Genomic DNA, 23,327 nt, shown 5'->3' on the forward strand with positions numbered 1-23,327 from the left:
AAACCTCACGAAAAGATCAGGGCATACAAACTAATCCGTCGACTATGACACACTGTTGAGTTCTCAAACATCAGACGTCCACGCCCTCAAGGTCCTTGCGGGACCCGATCTGGCGCAACCTGTGAAACACTACCAGTCCTCGACCGCCTCGTCAACTCGAAAGTTGAAGTTCGGCCGGTGACCTCGGTCACACGGTGAAGCTCCGCTTGTTGCTGGGCCGATGGCCCGGATCGGGAGCCGCGCTGCGCGACGTAGAGAACGTTAGACCACGTCGGTCCCGGATGCCAAATCGGGTCCCTGCACCCGGTCGGTCCGCGGGTCGGGCTCCGGCTCCGCGCGCGCGTGGCGCCGGTACGGCGAGACGAAGCGGTCGCCGGCCAGCCAGTAGCGCCACGGCCGGTCGGGGGCCCGGCGCAGTCCGGTACGCGGCCCGTTCGCCACCTCGCACGCAGCGGGACTCCCCGCAGCGAGGGTCAGGGTGATCGGGCCGGTCGCCAGGTCGGCGCCGTCGTCGCCCAGGGTGAGGCCGAGGGCCCGTCCGAGCCGGCCGGGGCCGCGGGCGAGGTCGCGTTCGGCGCTTGCCCGCGGGCTGCGCTGCCTCGCGACGTCGAGGCCGTCGACGACCTCGCCGGCCCTCAGCAGGACGGCGGCCGCACTCCCCTCCTCCCCCACCACGACGTTGGCGCACACGTGCATCCCGTAGCTGAGGTAGCAGTACAGGTGTCCGGGCGGACCGAACATCACCTTGGTGCGCGGCGTCGGCCCTCCGAACGCATGGGAGCCGGGATCGGTCGTGCCGGCGTACGCCTCGACCTCGGTGAGCCGGACCGCGACTGGGCCGTTGCGGACGATCGCGCCGAGCAGGCGCGGTGCCACCGCCGGCGCCGCACCGCGCAGCTCAGGCCAGTCGCTCACGATGCGCCGCGACCAGGCCGTCGAGCTCGACCAGCTGCTCTTGGACCCGCTGCGGCGCCGTCCCTCCGCGACCGTCGCGCGAGGCGACCGAGCCCTCTGCGGTGAGGACCAGCCGTACCTGCGGCGTGAGCGCCGGCGAGATCGCGGCGAACTCCTCGTCGGTGAGTCCGTCGAGCTCGCAGCCCTTGGCCTCGGCCGCGCGCACGCACGCACCCGCGAGCTCGTGGGCCACGCGGAACGGCGTGCCCTCGCGGACCAGCCACTCGGCGATGTCGGTGGCCAGGGAGAAGCCCTGCGGAGCCAGCTCGGCCATCCGCTCGGTGTGGTAGACGAGGGTCGCCACCTGCCCCGTGAAGGCCGGGAGCAGCACCTCGAGGGTGTCGAGGGAGTCGAAGACCGGCTCCTTGTCCTCCTGCAGGTCGCGGTTGTAGGCCAGTGGCAGCGCCTTCAACGTCGTCAACACGCCCGCGAGGTTGCCGACCAGACGACCCGACTTGCCGCGCGCGAGCTCGGCGATGTCGGGGTTCTTCTTCTGCGGCATGATGCTCGACCCGGTCGACCACGAGTCGTGCAGCGTCACGAAGTCGAACTCGCGGGTCGCCCACACGATGATCTCCTCGGCGAGCCGCGAGACGTCGACGCCGATCTGGGCGCACACGAACGCGAACTCCGCGACGAAGTCGCGCGACGCGGTGCCGTCGATGGAGTTCGCGCTGGATCCGGTGAAGCCGAGCTCGGTGGCGACCAGTACGGGGTCCAGACCCAGGCTCTGCCCGGCGAGCGCACCGGAGCCGTACGGGGAGTCACAGACCACCCGGTCGTGCCAGTCGTCGAGCCGGTCGACGTCACGAAGCAGCGCCCAGGCGTGGGCGAGCAGATGGTGCGAGAGGAGGACCGGCTGTGCGTGCTGGAGGTGCGTACGCCCCGGCATGATCGCGCCGAGGTGAGTCCGCGCCTGGGTGGCGAGCGCGTCGACGAGGTCGAGGACCTGCCCGGCGAGCACGCGGCCGTGGTCGAGCAGGTAGCTGCGGAAGAGCGTGGCGATCTGGTCGTTGCGCGAGCGGCCGGCACGCAGCTTGCCGCCTACGTCGGGACCCACCTCCTCGATCAACAGGCGCTCCAACGCGCCGTGGACGTCCTCGTCGGCGTCGGTCGGGAGCAGCCTCCCGGACGTGAACGCGTCGGCGAGGACGTCGAGACCGCGGTGGAGCTCGTTCTGCTCGGCCTCGGTGAGCAGTCCCGCCGCCCCGAGGGCCTTCGCGTGAGCGTGGGATCCGGCGATGTCGTAGAGCGCCAGGCGCCAGTCGAAGTGGGTCGAGCGAGACAGTCGCTCCAGCTCCGGGGACGGGCCGCCCTCGAAGCGGCCACCCCACAGCTTGCCCTCGTTGGTCGTGCTGACCTCGCTCACTGCTCTCCTCCCACGGCCGCGACCGCGGCCCTCATGATCGTAGGCAACTCGACCGGTCGCCGGACCGAACCCTCCACTTCCTGCGGCTGCCACCAGCCGTAGCCGAGGACGGTGCCGACCTCGTCCGGCGCGAGGTGGTCGAAGCAGATCTCGGTCTCGCGAGACAGCGGCAGCGCGTACCAGGTGTGCTCACCGAGGTAGTCGATGCCGTTCCACGAGTAGGCGTTGCGGCTGGCGTGCACGGGCCCCACCAAGGCTGCGCGGGCGACGCGGATCCCGGCCTCCTCGTGCGCCTCCCGCAGGATCGTCGCCGTCGCGTCCTCGCCGTCCTCGACGCCGCCGCCGATGCTCGACCAGTAGGGCCGGTCCGGCTCGACGGGGTCGAGCTCCTGGAGCAGCAGCACGGCGCCGTCGGGACTGACCGGGAGCAGACGGGCGGTGACGCGTGGCGTTGCCATCAGTCGGTGCCGAACTCCATCGCTGCGGCGTCGAGGGCCTCGTCGCTGGTGTCGTCGCCGGCGGCAGGGTTGGCGGTGATCAGGTCGGAGCCCCCCTGCTCGATCTCACCGAAGAGCGTGCCGTTCTCGACCAGCACGTGGCCCTGGTCGTGGGGCTGCTCGGCGTAGAGCTCGAGCTTCGCGCGCGAGTCGGCGATGTCCAGGTTGCGCATGGTCAGTTGGCCGATCCGGTCGGTAGGGCCGAAGGCGGCGTTCTCGGTGCGCTCCATCGACAGCTTGTCGGGGTGGTAGGAGAGCGTGGGGCCCTCGGTGCGCAGGATCGTGTAGTCCTCACCGCGCCGCAGCCGCAGGGTCACCTCGCCCGTCACCACCGACGCGATCCAGCGCTGGATCGACTCCCGGAGCATCAGGGCCTGCGGGTCGAGCCAGCGACCCTCGTAGAGCAGGCGGCCCAGGCGGCGCCCCTCGGCGTAGTAGTTGGCCAGGGTGTCCTCGTTGTGGATCGCATTGAGCAGCCGCTCGTAGGCGATCCAGAGGAGGGCGATGCCGGGCGCCTCGTAGATGCCTCGCGACTTCGCCTCGATGATGCGGTTCTCGATCTGGTCGGACATGCCGAGCCCGTGCCGGCCGCCGATCGCGTTCGCCTCGTGCACCAGGGCCACGGGGTCGCTGAACGCCTGGCCGTTGATCGACACCGGGCGACCGTGGTCGAAGCCGATGGTGACCTCCTCGGTCTCGATCTCCACCGCCGGGTCCCAGAAGCGCACGCCCATGATCGGCTCGACGGTCTCGAGCGAGACGTCGAGATGCTCGAGGGTCTTGGCCTCGTGGGTGGCTCCCCAGATGTTGGCGTCGGTGGAGTAGGCCTTCTCGGTGCTGTCGCGGTACGGCAGGCCACGCTCGACCAGCCACTGGCTCATCTCGGCGCGGCCGCCGAGCTCGGTGACGAAGTCGGCGTCGAGCCAGGGCTTGTAGATGCGCAGGTTCGGGTTGGCCAGCAGCCCGTAGCGATAGAAGCGCTCGATGTCGTTGCCCTTGAACGTCGACCCGTCGCCCCAGATGTCGACGCCGTCGTCGTGCATGGCGCGCACCAGGATCGTGCCGGTGACCGCGCGCCCCAGTGGTGTGGTGTTGAAGTAGGCACGACCGGCCGAACGGATGTGGAAGGCGCCACAGGCCAGCGCGGCCAGGCCCTCCTCGACCAGCTGCGGCTTGATGTCGACGTGCCGGGCGAGCTCGGCGCCGTACTCGAGGGCGCGGTCGGGGACGCCTGCGATGTCGGGCTCGTCGTACTGGCCGATGTCGGCGGTGTAGGTGCACGGGATCGCACCCTTGGCGCGCATCCAGGCGACCGCCACGGAGGTGTCGAGGCCGCCGGAGAAGGCGATGCCGACGCGTTCGCCGACGGGTAGGGAGGTGAGGACCTTGCTCACTCGGGGTGCTCCTTGAAGTCGTGGTTCGAGCTGGGGATGGTGATCGCGTGTGTTGTGGCGGCTCAGCCGCCCTCGTCGGCCAGCGCCAGGAACCGGTCGGCCAGGCACTCGCCGCCGGCCGGATCGCGTCCGATGACCAGGACGGTGTCGTCGCCGGCGATGGTGCCGAGGATGTCGGGCAGCTCGGCCCGGTCGAAGGCGGAGGCGAGGAACTGGGCGGCGCCGGGCGGGGTGCGCAGGACGACGAGGTTGGCGCTCGCCTCGGCGCTGACCAGCAGCTCTCCGCACAGGCGCGCGAGACGCTGGGTCGCTGCCGCGGTCTCCCCCGGCGCCTGGGGTCGTCGGTCGCCACCCTCGGCCGGGACCGCGTAGACCAGCGTGCCCGCCGCGGTGCGCACCTTGACGGCGTCGAGCTCGACCAGGTCGCGCGACAGCGTGGCCTGGGTGACCCGCACCCCTTCGTCGCCGAGCAGGTCCGCAAGCTCGGCCTGGGAGTGCACCTCGTGCTGGGTGACCAGATCGACGATGCGCTGGTGGCGTGCGCTCTTGGTGACCGGGATCCTGCTGCCCGTCGCGGCGGTCATCGCGAGTTCTCCAGGAGGAAGGCGAGTACGGCCTTCTGAGCGTGGCGCCGGTTCTCGGCCTCGTCCCACACGACGCTCTGGGGACCGTCGATCACCTCGGCGGCGATCTCCTTGCCACGGTAGGCCGGCAGGCAGTGCAGGACGATCGCGTCAGGAGCGGCCAGAGCGAGCAGCTCGGGGGTCAGCGACCAGCGCGCGAACACCTGCGTCCTGGCGGCCTCCTCGGCCTCCTTGCCCATCGAGATCCAGGTGTCTGTGACCACGACGTCCGCTCCGGCGACCGCCTTCTCCGGCTCCAGGACGACGGCGGCGGACCCGCCCGTGGTCGCACCGATCTCGCTGGCCCGTTCGACCATCGCCTGCTCGGGCAGGTAGCCCTCGGGCGCGCTGACCCGCACGTGCATCCCGGCCGTCGCACCCGCGAGCAGCCAGGAGTTGCCCATGTTGCACGCGGCGTCGCCCACGAAGGCGACGGTGAGCCCGGCCAGCGCGCCGCGATGCTCGCGCACCGTGAGCAGGTCGGCGATCAGCTGACAGGGATGGAAGTCGTCGGTGAGCGCGTTGACCACCGGCACATCCGCGTGGGCGGCCATCGTGTCGAGGTCGCTCTGGTGGAACGTGCGCCACACGATCGCGGAGACCTGGCGGCCGAGCACGCGGGCGACGTCCTCCACCGACTCGCGCACGCCGATGCCCGCGAGCCGGCCCTCGACGAGCATCGGGTTCCCGCCGAGCTCGGCGATCCCGGCTCCGAACGAGACCTGCGTGCGCAGGGTGGGCTTGTCGAAGATCATCGCCACCGACTGTGGGCCGGCCAGGGGGCGCCGGGAGTAGGGCAGCTGCTTGAGCGACGAGGCGAGGTCGAGCAGCTCGGCCTGCTCGGCCGGGGTGAGGTCGTCGTCGCGGAGGAAGTGTCGAGTGCTCATGTGTCCTCTCCTGTCGCTGCCCGGGCCTCGTCGGCGGCGTCGAGGATCGCGGGCCAGGCCGCGAGGAACGCCGCCGCGTCGTCGTCGGTGAGCACCAACGGGGGCGCGAGGCGGACCCGCGACGGCGTGGGGTTGTTGACGATGAAGCCGTGCGCGAGCGCCGCGGCGGCGACCTCGGCAGAGCAGTCGCCAGCGAGGTCGAGCCCGATCAGGAGGCCCTCTCCCCGTACCTCGGTGACCCGCGGGTCGGCGGCCAGTCCGTCGCGCAGCTTCTGGCCGAGCACCGTGACGTGGTCGAGCAGGTCCTCGGACTCGATGGTGTCGAGAACGGCGAGCGCGGCGGCGCAGGCGACCGGGTTGCCGCCGAACGTCGAGCCGTGGTTGCCGGGCTGGATCAGGTCGCCGGCAGCGCCGAGCGCGACGCAAGCGCCGATCGGGAAGCCACCGGCCAGTCCCTTGGCGAGCGTGACGACGTCGGGGACGACGTCGCTGCGGTGGTGCTCGAACCACCGTCCGGTACGCCCGATGCCGGTCTGGATCTCGTCGAACCACAGCAGGGCGCCGTGCTCGGTGGCGATCTCCCGTGCGCGAGCGAGGTAGCCCTCGGGGGGAACGACGACCCCGGCCTCCCCCAGGATGGGCTCGAGCAGCACCGCGGCGGTGCGGTCGGTGACCGCCGCGGCCAGCGCTTCGGCGTCGCCGTAGGGGACGAAGGTGACCTCGCCGGGCAGCGGCTCGAACGGCGTGCGGTAGGCCTGCTTGGACGTGAGCGCCAGCGCGCCCATGCTGCGACCGTGGAAGCCGCCCTCGGCGGCGACGACGTGGGTGCGTCCGGTACGCCGGGTGAGCTTGAACGCGGCCTCGACCGCCTCGGTTCCGGAGTTGGTGAAGAACACCTTGCCCTCGCCGTGGCCCAGAAGCGCGAGAAGGCGCTCGGCGAGCTCGATCTGCGGAACGGTGGCGAAGAAGTTGGAGACGTGGCCGAGCGTCGAGAGCTGCGTCGAGACCGCCTCGACCAGTGCCGGATGCCCGTGCCCGAGCGCGTTGACCGCGATGCCGCCCAGCAGGTCGACGTACTCGTTGCCGTCGGTGTCCCAGACGCGCGCGCCCGCGCCCCGTGCGAGGGTCAGCTTGGGCGGACCGAAAGCGTTCATCAGCGCCGCGGCGTAGCGGTCGTTGTGGTCACTCACCGGCGTCCCTCGCCTTCCTGGTCTTGGTCTCGACGCCGGGGAGCACCTGGGTGCCGACGCCCTCCTTGGTGAACAGCTCGAGGAGCACGGCGTGCGGCTCGCGCCCGTCGACGACGGTGGCACGCGGCACGCCGCCCTCGACCGCCTCGAGGCACGCCTTCATCTTGGGCACCATGCCGCTGGCCAGGCTCGGCAGAATCGCGGTCAGCGACTCCGGGCTGATCTCGCCGATGACGTCCTCGGAGGCCGGCCAGTCGAGGAAGAGTCCCTCGACGTCGGTGAGCACGAGGAGCTTCTCGGCGCCGAGCGCGACGGCCAGCGAGGCGGCGGCGGTGTCGGCGTTGACGTTGTGCACCAGGCCTGCGGCGTCCGGCGCGACACTGGAGACGACGGGGATCCGTCCGGCCTCGATGATGTCGAGCACTGCCTCGGGCCGGACCTGGGTCACCTCGCCGACGAGCCCGAGGTCGACCTCCTCGCCGTCGACGACGGTGTTGGTGGGCGTGGCGGTGAACAGCTGCGCGTCCTCCCCGGAGAGTCCGACGGCGAGCGGACCGTGCTCGTTGATGAGTCCGACGAGCTCGCGCTGCACCTTGCCGACCAGCACCATCCGCACGACGTCCATCGCCTCCGGGGTGGTGACGCGCAGGCCGCCGCGGAACTCCGACTCGATGCCGAGCTGATCGAGCATCGAGGAGATCTGCGGGCCGCCGCCGTGCACCACCACCGGCTTGAAGCCGGCCAGGCGCAGGAAGACGATGTCCTCGGCGAAGGCGCGCTTGAGGTCGTCGTCGGTCATCGCGTTGCCGCCGTACTTCACCACCACGACCTTGCCGTGGTAGGCCTTCAGCCACGGAAGGGCGCCCGCGAGCGTGCGGGCCTTGGCGGGATCGGGCTTCTCGGGTGCATGGCTCATGACGAGTACGCGCTGTTCTCGTGGACGTAGGCGTGGGTGAGGTCGTTGGTCCAGACCGTGGCCCGCTCGGTGCCCGCCTTGAGGTCGATGGTGACGGTGACTTCGCGGCCGGAGAGGTCGACACCGGCGGGGTCCTCGGCCGGCGTGGATTGGCGGCACACCCAGACGCCGTTCATGGCGACGTCGAGGTCGGCCGGGTCGAAGGCGGCGTCGGTGGTGCCGATCGAGGCGAGGACGCGACCCCAGTTGGGGTCCTTGCCGAACACCGCCGCCTTGAACAGGTTGCTGCGGGCCACACTGCGGCCGACCGCGACAGCGTCGTCCTCGGTGGCGGCGTTGAGGGTGGTGATCGCGATGTCGTGGTCGGCGCCCTCGGCGTCTCGCAGGAGCTGCATCGCGAGGTCGGTGCAGAGCTGGGTCAGCGCCTCGGTGAAGTCGGGCAGCGACGGGGTGATGCCGCTGGCGCCGCTCGCCATCAGCGTGACGGTGTCGTTGGTGGACATGCACCCGTCCGAGTCGAGCCGGTCGAAGCTGACCCGGGTGGCCGCACGCAGGGCGGCGTCGAGGTCGGCGGCTGGGACGACGGCGTCGGTCGTCAGCACGACGAGCATCGTGGCGAGCTGTGGGGCGAGCATGCCGGCGCCCTTGGCCATTCCGGCCACGCGCCAGCCGGAGCCCTCGACGACGGCCTGCTTGCTCACCGAGTCGGTGGTCATGATCGCGTGGGCGGCGTCGTCGCCACCCTCCGGCGTTGTCGCGAGAGCACTGCTCACCGCATCGACGCCGGCGAGCAGGGCCTCGCGCGAGTTGACCAGGCCGATGAGGCCGGTGGAGCAGACGACGACGTCGACCGCGCCGATGCCGAGGTTCTCCGCGACCTTCTCGGCGACGGCGTGGGTGGTCTGGAAGCCGTCGGCGCCGGTGTAGCAGTTGGCACCACCGGAGTTCAGGACGACGGCGTGCACGACGCCGTCCTTGACGACCTCCTGGCTCCACAGCACCGGGTTGGCCTTGCAGCGGTTAGCGGTGAAGACGGTGGCTGAGTCGAAGGTGGGGCCGTGGTTGACGACGAGGGCGAGGTCGAGGGCGCCGGTGGACTTCAGTCCGGCGGCGACGCCGGCGGCACTGAAGCCGGCGGGGGCGGTGATGCTCATGAGGGTTCCTGGTCTGGGTGAGGGGTCATTCGGGGACGGCGGGGGCGACGGTGTGCCCCTGTCGTCGCCAGGCCTCCGCCGCACGGTCGGCGTCGTCGGCGGGCACCAGGATCCAGATCTGGTCGATGCCGCTGAGCACCTGCACCGAGACCTCGGCCAGCGGCGCAAGCAGGCCCGCCAGGACTCCGGCGTCGGCACCGTCGCCGTTCGCGGCGAAGCCGATCAGGCCGCGTACGCCGGGCACCTTCTTCGGGACGTTGCGTCCGGCGCAGACCAGCGTGGTGGCTGCCGCGGTGGCGGTGACGGAGAGGATCGAGGACGCCTCTGCCCAGTCGGGCACGTCGGCGCCCGGCGCCAGTCGGAGCACCGCGAGCTTCTCGGGGAACTGTTCGATCTCTAGCGGCGTGGGCGTCACTGCGGTCTCCTTGCTCATGGCGCCAGTCCCACCGTCGACAGGCCGAGGGCCTCGTCGAGGCCGAGCGCCAGGTTGAGGCACTGGACGGCGGCGCCGCCGGTGCCCTTGGCGAGGTTGTCGATCGCGCCGACGGCGACGAGGCGACCGGCCGCCGCGTCGACGGTGACCTGCAGCTGGACGGCGTTGGAGCCGAGTACCGACTGGGTCTGTGGCCACTGACCCGGGGGCAGGACGTGCACGAACGGCTCGTCGGCATAGGCCTTGGCGTAGGCCGCGTGCGCGTCGTCGGCGCTGACCTCTGCGGCCAACGGTGCCGAGCAGGTCGCGAGAATTCCTCGCGACATCGGCACCAGCATCGGGGTGAAGCTCACCCGCACCCGCTGGTCTGTGAGCGCGGCGAGGTTCTGGGTGATCTCGGGGGTGTGCCGGTGCACTCCCCCGACGCCGTAGGCGCTCGCATTGCCCATCACCTCGCTGCCGAGCAGGTGGGTCTTGGCGGCCTTGCCCGCACCGCTGGTGCCCGAGGCGGCGACCACGACGACGTCGGGCGTGATCAGGCCGGCGGCGACCGCGGGCGCGAGGGCGAGTGAGGACACGGTGGGGTAGCAGCCGGGGACGGCGATCCGGGCGGCACCGCGAAGCGCGTCGCGGAGCCCGGGAAGCTCGGGGAGCCCGTAGGCCCAGGTGCCCGCGTGCGGGCTGCCGTAGAACGACTCCCACTCCGCGGCGTCCTCGAGCCGGAAGTCCGCACCGCAGTCGATGATCACGACGTCCTCGCCGAGTGCGTGCGCGATCGCCCCCGACTGGCCGTGCGGCAGCGCGAGCACCACGACGTCGTGGCCGGCGAGGGTCTCGGCGGTGGTGGGCTCCAGCACCCTGTCGGCGAGCGGGAGCAGGTGCGGCTGGAGCGTGCCCAGGACCTCGCCGGCGTTGGAGCCGCCGGTGAGCGCGCCGATCTCCACCCCGGGATGACCGAGAAGAAGCCGCAACACCTCCCCGCCGGCGTAGCCGCTGGCGCCGGCCACCGCCACGCGGGTCTTCGTCGTCATGTGCATGATCATACATGTCTCTGAATGTTCATGCAGGGCGGTGTCCACTTGTTACGGTCGGTAACAAGCCGACCGGGTCGCCGCCGCCCCCCAACCTATGCACCTATGCAGAACCTATGCAGAACCCACCTACGGGTCCAGAATGCGGGTGCGCGGTGGGGGTGGCGGCGCCTAGGTTCCGACCATGACGCGACTGGACCACGCGACCTACCTCGATCATCTCCGTGCCGACTCGGCGCGGCTGCGCGAGGCGCTGACGACGGCCGACCCGGACGCACCCGTGCCGGCCTGCCCCGGCTGGACCGCCGCCGACCTGCTCTGGCACCACGCCGAGGTGCTCTGGTTCTGGAACGAGGTGATCTCGCGCAGGCCCGGCGGGCCACCCGAGGACGGCCGCCGAGAGCGGGCCGGGAGTCTGGCCGGTCTCGTGGAGCAGCACGCCGAGAGCGCCGCGGCCCTCGTCGCGACGCTGGAGCAGGCCGACCCTGCAGAACCCGCGTGGAGCTGGGCCCCGGAGCAGACGGTCGGCTTCACCTTCCGGCGCCAGGCCCACGAGGCGCTGATCCACCGGCTCGACGCCGAGCAGACCGTCGACGTCGAGTCGGTCCTGGATCCGGTCCTGGCTGCCGACGGCGTCGCGGAGCTCCTCGAGGTGATGTACGGCGGCGAGCCGCCCGCGTGGGCACGGATCGAGGCGGCCGACCACCACGTCCGGATCGACCTCACCGATACCGGCACCAGCCTCTGGGCCCAGCCGTGCACGCTGCTCGGCACCCACCCGGAGACCGGTCGGGTCTACGACGGACCGCACGTGCTGCTGGTCGGTGATCCGGGCGGCGCTCCCGATGCGGTCATCACCGGCCGCGCCTGCGACCTCGACGCCTGGCTGTGGAAGCGGCGGGACCGCGAGGGCATCGCACTCGAGGGCGACCCGCTCGCCCTGGAGAGATTCGAGGCCGCGGTGAGTCCTGACCTGGATTGATCCGGCATGGCGGTTTCGCACGTAGGGTCTGCGGGCAGGTCCAGCCCACACCCTCGCCGTCCAGGAGTCATCAATGTGCCGCGCCCTCACCGCCGTTCTCGCCCTCACCCTTGCAACCTTCACTCTCACCGCGACCGGCACCGGGGCCGCCACGGCCGAGGACGCCCCGACCCTGGGCCGCATCGACCGCGACGGCCCGCCGATCGCGGCGCGCTCCATCCATCGTGATCGCGTGGGCGACGCCGGATCGCAGTACGACACCCACCAGATCGTGCTCTACCCCGCCTACCGGGGCTGGGTGGCCGTCCAGGCCTACAGCAACACCTACGACGTCGGCCCGAAGTTCAACGGCATGGACATCAGCTACGACACCAAGGGCGGCCGAGCCGCCGACTACCGGCTGATCTGGGACTTCCGCAACGACGGCGACGGCCACCAGCGCTTCGTCCTGCTGCGGGTCAACGGATCCGACGCGATCAGCCGGGTCAACTGCCCCTCGCTGACCGGCAAGGGGCGGCCGCGGATCAACGCGATCGAGGTCCTGGTGCCCCGCAACTGCATGCGCATCCGCAAGAAGGTCGGCGTGCAGGTGCAGACCTGGGACTACACCCGCTACCGCAAGGGCAACCCGGTGCGCGGGTACCGCGACAAGGCCCCGAACCGCGGCTGGCTGCGCTGAGCCTGCCGGAGGGATCCCGAGCCGCTTGCTCGACCTCCGACGCCGGAGCTCAGCCTGGATTCAGCGCTGGGACGCGCCGGTGCGTTCGACCGCGACGGCGACCGCGGCGTCACGTGCGGCACCGGTCTCCTCTTCGGTGAGGGTCCGGTCGGGCGCGCGGAAGCGCAGCGCGAAGGCCAGCGAGCGGCGTCCGGCTCCGATCTGGTCACCGGTGTAGACGTCGAAGAGCCGGATCGACTCCAGCAGGTCGCCGGCACCGGTGCGCAGGGCGTCCTCGACGTCGGCAACGGTGACCGAGTCGTCGACGACGAGTGCGACGTCCTCCTTGGCCAGCGGGTAGGAGGAGAACTCGGGTGCGCCGGCGGTCTCGGGCGTGCGCGCCATCAGCGCGTCGAGGTCGATCTCCAGCGCGGCGCTGCGGGCCGGGAGCCCGAAGGCGGTGCACACGGCGGGATGCAGCTCGCCAGCATGTCCGATCGGGTCGCCGTCGGCGAGGATCTCCGCATACCGCCCGGGATGCCAGGGGGCGTGGGTGGCCGCGCGCGTCTCGATCGCGACGCCGAGCTCGACGCCGAGGCGACGAACCAGGGCGATCGGGTCGGCCCACGTCGTCTCGCGCCCAGCGCCCCACCAGCCGGCCCGCTCCTGCTCGCCGGTGAGGACCGCGGCCAGGTGCAGCGGCTGGTCCGGGAGCGCGGCGAACAGGGCCGCCAGCTCGGCGTCGCTCGGCCGGTCGTCGACGCCGTAGATCGGTGCCCCCACGGCGCCGTCGGCGGCGGGGAAGGCGACGGTGCCGGTCTCGAACAGGGCGGCGCCGCTCGCACCGCGGCCGAGGTTGCGACCCGCGGCCTTGAGTAGCCCCGGCAGGAGCGTGGTCGTGTAGCCGGGCTCCTCGCTCGACAACGGGTTGGCCAGGAGCACGGTCTGCCGGCGCGGGTCGTCGGCGGGCAGCCCGAGCTGGTCGAAGGCGGCCTGGCCGACGAACGGGAAGCTGATCACCTCCACGCATCCGGCCCCGGCCAGGGCGCGACCGACGCGACGCCGCAGCTGCTGCTCGCGGGTGAGGCCCCGGCCGGCGCCGGGCGTGGGCAGCACGGAGGGGACCTGGTCGTAGCCGACCACGCGGGCGACCTCCTCGACGAGGTCGTAGGGGTCGGTGAGGTCGGGTCGCCACGGTGGCGGCAGGACACGCAGGACCTGGTCGTGCGGATCGCCGTCGACCTCGGTCGGCTCGACGGCGCAGCCCACTGCGCGCAGGTCGGCGATCGTCGTCTCGGGCGAGATGCTCATCCCGCTGATCCGCTCGGGCAGGTCGGCGGCGATCTCGATCACCGCCGGAACCGGCGGCTCCCCCACGACGGTGACGCCGGCGGAGACCGCTCCGCCGCCGTAGGTGGTCAGCAGCTCGACCACCCGGTCGGCCGCCGCCTCGGTGACCATCGGGTCGACACCGCGCTCGTTGCGCTTGCCGGCCTCGGAGGTGATCTTGTGACGTCGTCCGGTGCGGAACATCGAGACCGCGTCCCAGTGGGCGGCCTCCACGAGCACCCGCGTGGTGGACGCCGAGATCTCGGTGTCCTCGCCCCCCATCACCCCGCCGAGGCCGATGATGCCGGAGTCGTCGACAACCACGAGATCCTCCGGCGAGAGGGCGCGGTCCGTGCCGTCGAGGGTGGTCAGCCGCTCCCCCGCCCGGGCGCGCCGGACGCCGATCGCGCCGGTGAGCTTGTCGGCGTCGTAGGCGTGGATCGGGCGGCCGATCTCGAGCATCACGTAGTTGGTGACGTCGACCGCCAGTGAGATCGGGCGCATCCCCGCCTGGACGAGCCGGCGGGCCATCCAGTCCGGCGACGGCGCGGTGGGGTCGAAGCCCTCGACGAGCCGGGCGACGAACAGCGGACAGCCCTCGGCGTCGTCGATCACCACCGGGTAGCCGGCGTCGTTGGCGGCCGGGACCGCGCGAGCCGCCGGGTCGTCGAAGTCGGCGTCGTAGGCCAGCGCGGCCTCCCGGGCGACCCCGCGCAGGCTCAGGGCGTACGCGCGGTCGGGGTTGATCTCGAACTCGATGACGTCGTCGTCGAGGCCGAGCACGTCGAAGGCGTCCTGGCCGGGCTCGCCGGCGTCGGGCGGCAGCACGATGATGCCGTCGTGGTCCTCGCCGAGGCCGAGCTCGCGGGCCGAGCAGATCATGCCTGCGGAGACGTGCCCGTAGGTCTTGCGCGCGGAGATCTCGAAGCCGCCGGGAAGCACGCCGCCCGGGAGCACGACCACGACGAGGTCGCCGACGTCGAAGTTGTGGGCGCCGCAGACGATGCCCTGCGGCTCGCCCGTGCCATTGGCGTCACCGACGTCGACGGTGCACCAGTTGATCGTCTTGCCGTTCTTCTGCGGCTCGGGCTCGCGGGTGAGCACCCGGCCGACGACCAGCGGGCCGGTGATCTGGTCGCCCGGCGCCTCGATCGCCTCGAGCTTCAGGCCGAGCGCGGTCAGGCGCGCGGCGAGCTGCTCGGTGCTGATCTCGGCGGGCAGGTCGACGTACTCGCGGATCCAGGAGACAGGAGCTTTCACAGGTCACTTCCGAACGCGGTGGTGAAACGGAGATCGCCCTCGAAGAGGTCGCGCAGGTCCTCGATGCCGTGGCGGAACATCAGGGTGCGGTCGATGCCCATGCCGAAGGCGAAGCCGGAGTAGCGCTCGCTGTCGACGCCACAGGCGCGCAGCACGCGGGGGTTCACGACCCCGCAGCCGCCCCACTCGATCCAGCCCTCGCCGCGACAGGTGCGGCAGGTCTCGGAGTCGACGCCACGGCACACGAAGCACACCAGGTCGACCTCGGCCGACGGCTCGGTGAAGGGGAAGTACGACGGACGGAAGCGGGTGACGATGCCCTCGCCGAACATCGCGGTGGCGAAGTGGTCGAGGGTCCCCTTGAGGTGCGCCAGCGTCAGGCCCTCGTCGATCGCCAGCCCCTCGACCTGGTGGAACATCGGGCTGTGCGTGGCATCGAACGGATCGGTGCGGAACACCCTGCCCGGGCACACGACATAGATCGGCGGTGTGCGGGAGAGCATCGTGCGTGCCTGCACCGGGGAGGTGTGGGTGCGCAGCACGACACCGTTCTCCGGCGGATCGGTCCAGAACGTGTCCTGCATGGTGCGCGCCGGGTGGTCCGGGCCCAGGTTCAAAGCATCGAAGTTGAGCCACTCGGCCTCGATCACCGGACCTTCGGCGATCTCCCAGCCCATCGCGACGAAGATGTCGGCGATCAGCTCCGCGCCCGTGGTCAGCGGATGCCGCGCGCCTACGGGCAGGCGGTCGGTCGGCATCGTGACGTCGACGGTCTCCTCGGCCAGCATCCGCTCCTCGTGCTCGGCCTCGAGGACGGCGGTGCGCGCGGCGAGCGCCTGGTTGACCGCGCCACGCGCCTGTCCGACCCGGCGTCCGGCGTCCTTGCGGGCGGCGGGCGGCAGGGCTCCGATCTCACGATTGGCGAGGGCGAGCGGTGAGCGGTCGCCGGCGTGGTCGATCCGCACCTGCTTGAGCGCGGCCAGATCGGCCGCCGCGTCGATCGCGGCGAGCGCCGCATCGCGCGCCGCCTCGACCTCGTCGGGGTTCAAGGTGCTGACCTCCACGGGGTCGTAGTCGGTATTGGGTCCGGACATGGTGGTGAGTCTAGGAACGCGACCCCGTCGCCTGCGAACCGGTTACCCGCGCGGACCGTACCGTGGCGGGGTGCGCCTGCTCACGCAGCTCCTGCGGTTCGCCTGGATCGAGGCGCAGTCGTGCCTGTTCGCGGTGGCACTCTTCGCCGGGCTCCTGGTCGCCTACGTCGTCCCGCTGCCGATCGCCCGCTACGACGCCCTCCTGGTGTGGTGTGTGGCGCTGACGCTGGCGTTCTGGGCCATCGGCTTCGAGACCTGGCGTGAGGTGCTGGTGATCCTTGCGTTCCACCTGATCGGGCTGGCGCTCGAGCTGTTCAAGGTGCACGTCGGGTCGTGGTCCTATCCCGAGGACGCCGTCACGATGGTCTGGGGAGTGCCGCTGTTCTCCGGGTTCATGTACGCGGCGGTCGGCTCCTACGTCTGTCAGGCGTGGCGGCGCTTCGACCTGCGGGTCAGCGACTTCGACGCGCTGGCTACCAGCGTCGTCGCGGTCGCCGTTTATGCGAACTTCTTCACCCACCACTGGCTCCCGGACCTGCGGCTCCCGATCGCGATCCTCGGCGTGTGGGTGCTGCGCCGCACCTGGGTGCACTTCACCGTGGGCGATGCGAGGTATCGGATGCCGCTGGCTCTCTCGTTCGCGCTGATCGGAGTGTTCTTGTGGATCGCGGAGAACCTGGCGACCTATCTGAACGCGTGGAAGTACCCGGGGCAGCTCGAGGTATGGGAGATCGTGCACACCTCGAAGATCGGATCCTGGGCCCTTCTGGTCACCATGAGCTTCGTCCTGGTCGCCGCCGTCAAACGATGGGAGGGCCAGCTGCACACGGTGGTGCACCAGCCGGCGACCACTCGGCCGTCGGTACGGTCCCGTGCCGCCGTACCGCCCCTTCCGCCCGGCTGACCAGATCGGCGCGGAGGTCGGCAGGCGCGAGCAGCTCGACGTCGCCGCCATGGCTGAGGATCAGCCCGAGTGCCATCGGCCGTGCCCGCAGCACCAGGCGCAGACGAGCTCGCGGGTCGTGGTCTGGACCGTCGAGCTCGACGATCTCGGTGTCCGCGACGACCTGGAAGGACGCCAGGCGTCGAAAACCCGCCACCGCATCGGGCTCGACGGCGACCTCCACCTCCACCGAGTCCCCCACCTCGAGCGTTCGCCGGGTCTCCGCCCACTCGGCGGCCAGATCGAGATCGGCGGGCCGGCGTGCGGGTTCAGCGAGGACGACGGCGTCGCGGACGCGCGAGACCCGGTAGGTCCGGCGCGCGCCTCGGTGGGCGGCCAGCAGGTACCAGCGCCCGGCGTTCTCCACCAGGCCGTAGGGATCGACGGTGCGCGTGCCCTCGGTGCCGTCGGCGGCGGCGTAGCGCATCCGGATCCTCCTGCCGTCGGTGGCGGCCTCGCGAAGGACGGGCAGCACCGGCACCTGCTCGGCGGCGGCGAACCAGCGCCGCCGGTCGACCACCAGCACCGAGGCCAGCGCGTCGGCCTCCTCCATGGCGTCGGAGGGGGCGGTCGCCGCCAGCTTCGCCAGCGCGTTGCCGAGCTCGGGGCCGAGTCCGAGATCGCGCGCGTCCTCGCGGGACCCCCACAGGAACAGCGCCTGAGCCTCGCCCGTGGTCAGTCCGCTCGCGTCGCTGCGGTAGCCCGGAAGCAGCGAGCAGCCGCCGCCGCGGCCGCGCTGGAGGTAGACCGGGACGCCGGCGGACGACAGCGCCTCCATGTCGCGCAGCACGGTGCGCTCGGAGACCTCCAGCTCCTCGGCGAGCCGGGCTGCCGGCAGCCGACCGTGCCGCTGGAGCAGATGGAGGAGCCGCAGGAGGCGGTCGGCGCGCATCTTCGGATTCTCTCAAACAAACCTGACAGTTGATGTCAGGTATTGCGGGTGAGGCTGGAGCCATGACCACCGACACCGACCTTCAGCCCACACTCGCCCTGCTCGCCGCGGCCGCTCAGGCCGGAGCCCTGATCGACCGGGTCACCGAGGCCGACCTCGACCGGCCGACCCCGTGCGAGGGATGGACGCTGCGTGACCTGCTCGCCCACCTCGTCGCCGTGGCCGATCGCGTCCCGCACATGCTCCGCGGCGGACACCCCTTCGACCTGCCCTCGCAGACCTACGTGACCGACAACGCCTGGAGCGAGGCCTGGGCCGCACGCCAGCCGGAGTTCGCCGCCGCCGTCACCGAGGACGGCCTGCTCGAACGCACCGTCCAGCACCCGGCCGGCCCGATGCCGGCGCCCGGCGCGATCCTCGGCTATGCCAGCGAGCTGTGCACCCACGCCTGGGACGTCGCCGCGACCCTCGGCGACACCTCCGGCCTCGACGACGACCTGGCCGCCCCGCTGCTCGACGGCGTCCGCCGCTTCCTCCCGGCCGAGATCCGCGAGTCGCCCGACATCCCGTTCGCAGCGGTCGTCGACGTACCCGAGGACGCGCCGGCGACCGAGCGGCTCGTGGCCTGGTACGGCCGTGATCCGCGGTGGGCACCGGCTCGAGTCTGAACCGCCCGCGGTGCGGCGCCGAGGGCCTGCGCAGCGCGTCGCGCCGGGGCGTCCGGCGTCCGCGACCCGACGACTGGGCGGCCCATCCATGAACCTGGGGGCCGGGATATCGGCCCCCAAGTTCAGGTTTCCCCGGTCGACCGGGGAAATCCCGGACCCGGGGCGACCGGCCAGGTGCACACCAGGAGCGCACCACCGCCGGGGGCATCGCTCACCGTGATCGTGCCCTCGTGGGCACGCACGAGGGCGTTGACGATGTAGAGGCCGAGGCCGGAGCCGCCGCCGGTGTCGGTCCAGAACTTGGTGAACACGCGGCGGCGCAGGTCGGGCGGGATCCCCTCGCCCTCGTCGGCGACGGCGATCCGCAGGGCCCCGGCGCCGGCGGTGGGCTCGACGTCGACCCGGACGTCGCCCGCACCGTGGCGCACCGCGTTCTCGATCAGGTTCGTCACGACCTGGATCAGCTTGTCGGGGTCCGCGAGGGCAGGCGGGAGGTCCGGGGCGACGGCGAGCCGGACCGTCCGCGTCGTCCCTGCCGCCACCGACTCGACGGCGCGGGCGACCAGCTCGCCCGCATCCACCGGTCGCGGATGGATCTGGAGCCGCCCGGTGTCGATGCGGGCGACGTCGAGGAGCTCGGCGATCAGCCGGCTCAGCCGGTCGGCGTCGGCGGCGACGGTGGTGAGCATCAGCTTGCGCTGGTCGTCGTCGAGCCGGTCCCAGCGACTCAGCAGGGCCTGCACGAAGCCACGGACGCCGGTGAGCGGCGAGCGCAGCTCGTGGGCGACGGTGGCGACCAGGTCGGAGCGCTCCCGGTCCAGGCGGGCGCGGCCACGGCCCGAACGCAGGGTGATCGTCACCGAGGTGATCTCGCCCAGCGGCGCGGCCCGCACGATCCGGGCCGACACGAGCACCTCGGTGCCGTCGGGCAGCAGCCACGACTGCTCCGGGACGCCGGTGCGCGTGCGCAGCCCTTCGAAGGGCCGGTTGAGCTCGACCCAGTCGTGAGCGTCACTCCCGGTCAGACGCAGTACCTCCGCGAGAGGTCGGCCGGGCCCCCGCGCGCCGTCCAGGTCCAGCATCGAGGCGGCGAGCCTCGAGACGAGTGTGACGACGCCCTGACCGTCGGCCACCACCACGCCGTCGGGCAGCGAGTCGGCCAGTTCCTGCGCGGTCACCGACTCAGGCTCCCAGAGTCCTGCTCACCTCGGCCACCACCACGGGGAGTGCGGCGAAGGCCTCGTCGGCGCTCATCAGATCGGCCGACGCGCCGAGGCCGATCTGCACACCGTCGACGACATAGCCCACCTGGATCCGGTCGCCACCGCGGACGGCGATCACCGCCTCGGGGTCCAGTCCCTCCGCGGAGCCTTCGAGAACCTCCGGCGGGTCCTCGATCCCGGCCAGCTGCGCGGCCAGGTCGCCGGCGTCCTGGTCGGTGGTCCCGACGCTGACGTCGAACTGCGCCTCGCCGTCGAGCAGCGCCGTGCAGGTCAGGAGCTCCCGCTCGGGCGGACCGACCAGGTACGCCTGGCCGACGTCGACCGGATCCTCGATGCCGACCGCCGCGGCGATGGCGGTCACCGCCTCGTCGTCGAAGGCGAAGCACGGGGGACGAGCCCCGTTGGAGTAGTCGGTCGACCGGTCGAGGCCGAGAGTGTCGTACGCCCTGGCCGCCTGGGTCTCGAAGGAGCTCCTGATCGTCTCGGTCGGGACGTCCTGGGTGGGCGCGTCGACCTGGGTCCCTCCGTCGCTGCCGGTGCTTCCGCAGCCGGCGCGGAGGATCGCTGCCGCCAGAGCGACCGCAGAAGGGGCGACTCGGATGCTGGCTCGGCGTGGCATGCCCGAGACCTTACGACTCGGTCGCGCGGCCCTTCGGCCCACCGGCCAGGTGGCGCGCGGACTCATAGAGGCACAGCGCCGCGGCCGTGGAGAGGTTCAGGCTCTCCGCGCGGCCGTGGATCGGGATCCGGACCCGGTGATCGGCCAGCGCGGCCAGGTCCTCGGGCAGGCCCCACGCCTCGTTCCCGAACAACCAGGCGGTCGGCTGCCCCAGGACCTCGGCGGCGGCGGGGTCGTGCAGATCGAGCTCGCCGGCGCCGTCGGCGGCCAGGACGACGAGGCCGGCCGCCTGCGCGGCGCGGACCGCAGCGGCGGGGTCGGGCTCGACGGCCACCGGCAGGTGGAACGCGCTGCCGACGCTGGCGCGCAGGGTCTTGGGGTTGTAGAGGTCGACGGAGTGCCCGGCCAGCACGACGGCGTCGGCACCCGCGGCGTCGGCGGTGCGGACCACGGTGCCGGCGTTGCCGGGGTCGCGCACGTCGGCGCAGATCGCGAGCAGGCTCGGAACGGGTGCGGAGAGGAGATGCTCCAGCGGCCGGTCGGTGAAGCGGCAGACGGCGACCACCCCGGCCGGGGTGACCGCGTCGCTCAGCGAGGCGAGTGCCCGGTCGTCCACAAGGGTGACCGGCACCTGCTCGACGGCCCCATCGGTGGCGGTGGCGGGCAGTAGGCCGGCGCCTTCCGGCGTCGCGAAGATCTCCACGACGCAGCCCGGCACGCCGAGCGCACCCTCGACCGCCTTCGGGCCGTCGGCAAGGAACAGCCGCCGCTCGGTGCGTACCGAACGGCGGCTGAGCTTCCTGGCCTCCTTGACCCGGGCGTTGCCCGAGGTCAGCAGGTCAGGGTTCGAGCTGGAGCTCAGGCCGAGACCTTGGGCGCGTTGACGTCCTCGGGGAGGGCGGCCTTGGCGGTCTCGACGAGCGAGTTGAACGCGGCGACGTCGTTGACGGCGAGGTCGGCGAGGATCTTGCGGTCGACCTCGACACCGGCCAGGTTCAGGCCCTGGATGAACCGGTTGTAGGTGAGGCCCTGCGCGCGGGCGGCGGCGTTGATCCGCTGGATCCAGAGGCGACGGAAGTTGCCCTTGTTCTTCTTGCGGTCGTTGTAGCTGTAGACCAGCGAGTGGGTGACCTGCTCCTTGGCCTTGCGGTACAGGCGCGAACGCTGTCCGCGGTAGCCGCTGGCGCGCTCGAGGGTGACCCGACGCTTCTTGTGGGCGTTCACTGCGCGCTTGACGCGTGCCATCTTGTTGTCTCCTTGCTCAGAATGCTCGGTGCCGGTTAGCGGCGGATGAGGGGCTGGCAGTCGCAGCCGGGGGTGGCCAGACTCAGATGCCGAGCATCTTCTTGGCGCGCTTGGTGTCGGCCTTGGCGACCTCGACCGTGCCGGTCATCCGGCGGGTGACCTTGGAGGGCTTCTTCTCCAGGTTGTGGCGCTTGCCGGCCTTCTCCCGCAGGATCTTGCCCGAGCCGGTGACGCGGAAGCGCTTCCCGGCGCCGCTGTGGCTCTTGTTCTTCGGCATGACTGTCTCTCCTCTTGGGTGGTGCGTGCGTACTGCGTCGTCACGCGGGATCGCGAGCGATCCCGGCGGGATCTCAGGCCTCGATCTCGGGATCAAGGTTCTCGGAGCGACCACGCTCCTTCTTCTTGGCCACGGGGCCGGCCGCGTGCGCGGCGTCGCGCTCGGCCTGCTCCTCGGCCTTGTTGGCCGCGCGAGCGGCCTCCTTCTCGGCCTTCTGCGCGGCGTGGTCGGCCTTGGCCTCGGCCTTCTTCTTGTGCGGACCGAGGACCATGATCATGTTGCGGCCGTCCTGCTTGGGCGCCGACTCGACGAAGCCGAGCTCGGTGACGTCCTCGGCGAGGCGCTGGAGCAGCCGGAAGCCCAGCTCGGGGCGGTGCTGCTCACGTCCGCGGAACATGATGGTGATCTTGACCTTGTCGCCGGCCTTGAGGAACCGGACGACGTGGCCCTTCTTGGTCTCGTAGTCGTGGGCGTCGATCTTGGGACGAAGCTTCATCTCCTTGATGATCACGTTCGTCTGGTTGCGGCGCGCCTCACGGGCCTTCTGGGCGTTCTCGTACTTGAACTTCCCGTAGTCCATGAGCTTGCAGACCGGCGGGCGCGCCATCGGGGCGATCTCGACGAGATCGAGGTCGGCCTCCTGGGCCAGGCGCAGCGCATCTGCCGTCGGCACGATGCCGACGGTCTCGCCGCTTGGCCCAACGAGACGGACTTCCTGGACGCGGATCCGGTCGTTGATGCGGAGCTCGGTGCTGATAGGTCCTCCAGTGGTTCAGACATCAGGTCATCAGGTGGTGCGGAGGCCCGGCGAGGCTGGGTAAAAGCAACGAAGGCTTCCGCTGGATTGAAATCAGCGGAAGCCAGTCAGGACCACCTGACCCCTGCTCGTCGCGCATGGCGTGCGCGAGTCGCGAGGCCGGAGCCTAAAGACCGGACCCGACGACCTGTGGTGCAGGGCGGTCGATGCGGGTGGGAGATGATCGAGCCTGGTCTCCGCTTGTAGATCGGCAGCCACCCGGGGGTGGCCGCTGATCGGTCAACACACGATCTTAGGGCACCATTCCCACTGCGCCCAATCCCGGCCACCCAATCCCGGCCACCCGATCCCGGTCGGGCAGGCCCGCGTCAGCCGGCCCTGGGATCGACCCAACCGAGATCCTCGCCGATGCGTACCAGGGTCCACCCGGCTGCGAGAGCGCGTAGGTGGTCGCCCTCGACGACCACCCGCACCGGTCCGGCGAGGTCGAGCACCAGTGCTGCGGCGTCCTCCTGCACGGCCGCGAGCGCGGCCGTACGAGCCGAGACCGGCACGGGCCGGGCCTCGGGATTCCACGTAGCGAGCGAATCGGTGCTCGAGAACGCGAGCAGGCCACGGCGTCCGCCCGCACTCTCGATCAGCACCGCAGCCATGTCGCTGGACTTGTCGTGCGCCAATCCCATGTCGTCGACCTCGACCTCGCCGAGCACCGCCACCACGGGAACGAGCAGGCGGGCGTCCTGCAACGCAGCCAGCACCGACCCGAACGTGGCCGGGTCGACCGAGTAGGCATCGATCGCCCGCGCCAGCGCCGCATCGACCTCGCCGGTGTCGTCGGGATAGGCGGGCGCGAGCAGGTCGCGGGGCGGCTTGGAGCCGGGCTCGGGGGAAGGGACCGTCACGAGGCCCGATCCTTCCACGGCCTCGGCCAC

The 23,327-nt window shown here is 71.4% G+C and carries 25 protein-coding genes; 4 read left to right on the forward strand and 21 right to left on the reverse strand.

The window, feature by feature from the left end; translation table 11 throughout:
* Positions 1 to 261: 261 nt before the first annotated feature.
* The 11 genes from WMR31_RS16585 to argC form a co-directional block, all read right to left on the reverse strand.
* Positions 262 to 915: a DNA-3-methyladenine glycosylase gene (locus WMR31_RS16585; protein WP_340539983.1), complete on the reverse strand. Its 654-nt coding sequence runs from the start codon at positions 913 to 915 to the stop codon at positions 262 to 264.
* Positions 899 to 2,323: an argininosuccinate lyase gene (argH, locus tag WMR31_RS16590; protein WP_340539984.1), complete on the reverse strand. Its 1,425-nt coding sequence runs from the start codon at positions 2,321 to 2,323 to the stop codon at positions 899 to 901. The genes WMR31_RS16585 and argH overlap by 17 nt, the downstream gene beginning before the upstream one ends.
* On the reverse strand, positions 2,320 to 2,781 hold the full coding sequence (locus tag WMR31_RS16595; protein ID WP_340539985.1) for an NUDIX domain-containing protein: 462 nt from the start codon (positions 2,779 to 2,781) through the stop codon (positions 2,320 to 2,322). Before WMR31_RS16595 ends, argH begins: the two co-directional genes overlap by 4 nt.
* The gene (gene argG, locus WMR31_RS16600; protein WP_340539986.1) at positions 2,781 to 4,214 is read right to left on the reverse strand and encodes an argininosuccinate synthase; all 1,434 of its coding nucleotides are present in this window, start codon (positions 4,212 to 4,214) and stop codon (positions 2,781 to 2,783) included. The genes WMR31_RS16595 and argG overlap by 1 nt, the downstream gene beginning before the upstream one ends.
* Positions 4,215 to 4,276: 62 nt before the next feature.
* Positions 4,277 to 4,798, reverse strand: a complete 522-nt coding sequence (locus WMR31_RS16605) for an arginine repressor (protein ID WP_340539988.1) — start codon at positions 4,796 to 4,798, stop codon at positions 4,277 to 4,279.
* Positions 4,795 to 5,724, reverse strand: coding sequence for an ornithine carbamoyltransferase (gene argF / locus WMR31_RS16610; protein ID WP_340539989.1), 930 nt, complete (start codon positions 5,722 to 5,724; stop codon positions 4,795 to 4,797). The genes WMR31_RS16605 and argF overlap by 4 nt, the downstream gene beginning before the upstream one ends.
* Positions 5,721 to 6,878, reverse strand: coding sequence for an acetylornithine transaminase (locus WMR31_RS16615; protein WP_445321644.1), 1,158 nt, complete (start codon positions 6,876 to 6,878; stop codon positions 5,721 to 5,723). The genes argF and WMR31_RS16615 overlap by 4 nt, the downstream gene beginning before the upstream one ends.
* Before the next feature lie 28 nt (positions 6,879 to 6,906).
* Complete coding sequence (gene argB / locus WMR31_RS16620; RefSeq protein WP_340539991.1) at positions 6,907 to 7,830, reverse strand: acetylglutamate kinase; 924 nt, start codon at positions 7,828 to 7,830, stop codon at positions 6,907 to 6,909.
* Entirely contained in the window at positions 7,827 to 8,984 is a 1,158-nt protein-coding gene (gene argJ, locus WMR31_RS16625) for a bifunctional glutamate N-acetyltransferase/amino-acid acetyltransferase ArgJ (RefSeq protein WP_340539992.1), read from the reverse strand. Before argJ ends, argB begins: the two co-directional genes overlap by 4 nt.
* 25 nt (positions 8,985 to 9,009) lie before the next feature.
* On the reverse strand, positions 9,010 to 9,417 hold the full coding sequence (locus WMR31_RS16630; RefSeq protein WP_340539993.1) for an ACT domain-containing protein: 408 nt from the start codon (positions 9,415 to 9,417) through the stop codon (positions 9,010 to 9,012).
* Entirely contained in the window at positions 9,414 to 10,454 is a 1,041-nt protein-coding gene (gene argC, locus WMR31_RS16635; RefSeq protein ID WP_445321640.1) for an N-acetyl-gamma-glutamyl-phosphate reductase, read from the reverse strand. The genes WMR31_RS16630 and argC overlap by 4 nt, the downstream gene beginning before the upstream one ends.
* A gap of 178 nt (positions 10,455 to 10,632) precedes the next feature.
* Between argC and WMR31_RS16640 the strand changes: the two genes are divergently transcribed.
* Together WMR31_RS16640 and WMR31_RS16645 are read left to right on the forward strand one after the other, a co-directional pair.
* On the forward strand, positions 10,633 to 11,430 hold the full coding sequence (locus WMR31_RS16640; protein ID WP_340539995.1) for a maleylpyruvate isomerase N-terminal domain-containing protein: 798 nt from the start codon (positions 10,633 to 10,635) through the stop codon (positions 11,428 to 11,430).
* A gap of 73 nt (positions 11,431 to 11,503) precedes the next feature.
* A complete protein-coding gene (locus WMR31_RS16645; RefSeq protein WP_340539996.1) occupies positions 11,504 to 12,109 on the forward strand; it encodes a hypothetical protein in 606 nt (201 codons plus the stop codon).
* Positions 12,110 to 12,169: 60 nt separating this feature from the next.
* On the opposite strand, the gene pheT is transcribed toward WMR31_RS16645, so the two are convergent.
* Positions 12,170 to 14,677, reverse strand: a complete 2,508-nt coding sequence (pheT, locus tag WMR31_RS16650) for a phenylalanine--tRNA ligase subunit beta (protein WP_340539997.1) — start codon at positions 14,675 to 14,677, stop codon at positions 12,170 to 12,172.
* On the reverse strand, positions 14,674 to 15,771 hold the full coding sequence (gene pheS / locus WMR31_RS16655; RefSeq protein ID WP_340539998.1) for a phenylalanine--tRNA ligase subunit alpha: 1,098 nt from the start codon (positions 15,769 to 15,771) through the stop codon (positions 14,674 to 14,676). Before pheS ends, pheT begins: the two co-directional genes overlap by 4 nt.
* A 70-nt stretch (positions 15,772 to 15,841) precedes the next feature.
* Here pheS and WMR31_RS16660 point away from each other — a divergent pair, with 70 nt between their 5' ends.
* Positions 15,842 to 16,675 carry a DUF817 domain-containing protein gene (locus tag WMR31_RS16660; protein WP_340539999.1) on the forward strand — a complete coding sequence of 278 codons (834 nt, stop codon included), beginning with the start codon at positions 15,842 to 15,844 and terminating at the stop codon, positions 16,673 to 16,675.
* Here WMR31_RS16660 and WMR31_RS16665 read toward each other — a convergent pair.
* Complete coding sequence (locus tag WMR31_RS16665) at positions 16,572 to 17,606, reverse strand: helix-turn-helix transcriptional regulator (protein WP_340540000.1); 1,035 nt, start codon at positions 17,604 to 17,606, stop codon at positions 16,572 to 16,574. The two genes, WMR31_RS16660 and WMR31_RS16665, sit on opposite strands and share 104 nt — an antisense overlap.
* Positions 17,607 to 17,668: 62 nt before the next feature.
* Here WMR31_RS16665 and WMR31_RS16670 point away from each other — a divergent pair, with 62 nt between their 5' ends.
* Positions 17,669 to 18,274: a TIGR03086 family metal-binding protein gene (locus WMR31_RS16670; RefSeq protein ID WP_340540001.1), complete on the forward strand. Its 606-nt coding sequence runs from the start codon at positions 17,669 to 17,671 to the stop codon at positions 18,272 to 18,274.
* Positions 18,275 to 18,396: 122 nt separating this feature from the next.
* On the opposite strand, the gene WMR31_RS16675 is transcribed toward WMR31_RS16670, so the two are convergent.
* The 7 genes from WMR31_RS16675 to WMR31_RS16705 form a co-directional block, all read right to left on the reverse strand.
* Positions 18,397 to 19,452, reverse strand: a complete 1,056-nt coding sequence (locus tag WMR31_RS16675) for a sensor histidine kinase (protein WP_340540002.1) — start codon at positions 19,450 to 19,452, stop codon at positions 18,397 to 18,399.
* A gap of 4 nt (positions 19,453 to 19,456) precedes the next feature.
* Complete coding sequence (locus WMR31_RS16680; protein ID WP_340540003.1) at positions 19,457 to 20,116, reverse strand: hypothetical protein; 660 nt, start codon at positions 20,114 to 20,116, stop codon at positions 19,457 to 19,459.
* Positions 20,117 to 20,126: 10 nt separating this feature from the next.
* Positions 20,127 to 20,978, reverse strand: a complete 852-nt coding sequence (locus WMR31_RS16685) for a TrmH family RNA methyltransferase (RefSeq protein WP_445321645.1) — start codon at positions 20,976 to 20,978, stop codon at positions 20,127 to 20,129.
* Entirely contained in the window at positions 20,975 to 21,361 is a 387-nt protein-coding gene (gene rplT, locus WMR31_RS16690) for a 50S ribosomal protein L20 (RefSeq protein WP_340540005.1), read from the reverse strand. The genes WMR31_RS16685 and rplT overlap by 4 nt, the downstream gene beginning before the upstream one ends.
* 82 nt (positions 21,362 to 21,443) lie before the next feature.
* Complete coding sequence (rpmI, locus tag WMR31_RS16695) at positions 21,444 to 21,638, reverse strand: 50S ribosomal protein L35 (protein WP_340540006.1); 195 nt, start codon at positions 21,636 to 21,638, stop codon at positions 21,444 to 21,446.
* A 73-nt stretch (positions 21,639 to 21,711) separates the two neighbouring features.
* On the reverse strand, positions 21,712 to 22,395 hold the full coding sequence (gene infC, locus WMR31_RS16700; RefSeq protein WP_340540122.1) for a translation initiation factor IF-3: 684 nt from the start codon (positions 22,393 to 22,395) through the stop codon (positions 21,712 to 21,714).
* A 368-nt stretch (positions 22,396 to 22,763) separates the two neighbouring features.
* Complete coding sequence (locus WMR31_RS16705) at positions 22,764 to 23,297, reverse strand: SseB family protein (RefSeq protein ID WP_340540007.1); 534 nt, start codon at positions 23,295 to 23,297, stop codon at positions 22,764 to 22,766.
* Positions 23,298 to 23,327: the final 30 nt, after the last annotated feature.

The organism is Nocardioides epinepheli (assembly GCF_037936805.1).
Lineage (GTDB): Bacteria > Actinomycetota > Actinomycetes > Propionibacteriales > Nocardioidaceae > Nocardioides.